At 57.1% G+C, this 1062-nt stretch carries 1 protein-coding gene; it reads left to right on the forward strand.

Annotated elements, in window-relative coordinates; all coding sequences use genetic code 11:
• Positions 1-1062 (forward strand): F0F1 ATP synthase subunit alpha (atpA, locus tag G5358_RS21270; RefSeq protein WP_421324900.1); only part of this gene is annotated, 1062 nt, incomplete at both ends.

Genomic DNA, 1062 nt, shown 5'->3' on the forward strand with positions numbered 1-1062 from the left:
ACCGGTCTGAAAGCCATCGATGCCATGATCCCTATCGGTCGTGGCCAGCGTGAGCTGATCATCGGTGACCGCCAGGTAGGTAAAACTGCCATCGCGATCGACACCATAATCAACCAGAAAGACTCCGGCATTAAGTGTGTCTACGTTGCGATTGGCCAGAAGGCCTCCACCATCGCCAACGTGGTGCGCAAGCTGGAAGAGCACGGTGCTCTGGCCAACACCATAGTAGTGGTTGCCTCTGCTTCCGAAGCTGCTGCCCTGCAGTATCTGGCTCCGTACTCCGGTTGCTCCATGGGTGAGTACTTCCGTGACCGCGGTGAAGATGCCCTGATCATTTATGATGACCTGTCCAAGCAGGCCGTTGCATATCGTCAGATCTCCCTGCTGCTGCGCCGTCCGCCAGGACGTGAAGCATTCCCGGGCGACGTATTCTATCTGCACTCCCGTCTGCTGGAGCGTGCTGCTCGCGTCAACGCCGAGTACGTAGAGAAGTTCACCAAGGGTGAAGTGAAGGGCAAAACCGGTTCTCTGACCGCGCTGCCGATCATCGAAACCCAGGCTGGTGACGTATCCGCGTTCGTTCCGACCAACGTGATCTCCATCACCGATGGTCAGATCTTCCTGACTTCCCAGTCTTTCAACGCCGGTATTCGTCCTGCGGTTGATCCGGGTATCTCCGTATCCCGTGTGGGTGGTGCCGCCCAGACCAAGATCGTCAAGAAGCTGTCCGGTGGTATCCGTACCGCGCTGGCTCAGTACCGCGAACTTGCTGCGTTTGCCCAGTTCTCTTCCGACCTGGACGATGCGACTCGCAAGCAGCTGGACCACGGTCAGAAAGTGACCGAGCTGATGAAGCAGAAGCAGTACTCTCCGATGAGCGTTGCTCACCAGTCTCTGGTGCTGTTCGCCGCGGAAAAAGGCTATCTCTCCGATGTCGAGCTGAACAAGATCCTCGATTTCGAAGCCGCTCTGCTCTCTTTCGCCGATACCCAGCATGCCGAGCTGATGGCTGAAATCAATGCCAAGGCTGACTACAACGACGCGATCGTTGGCAAGCTGACT

This window comes from Aeromonas sp. 604176, assembly GCF_049170755.1.
Taxonomy (GTDB): Bacteria; Pseudomonadota; Gammaproteobacteria; order Enterobacterales; family Aeromonadaceae; genus Aeromonas; species Aeromonas veronii_A.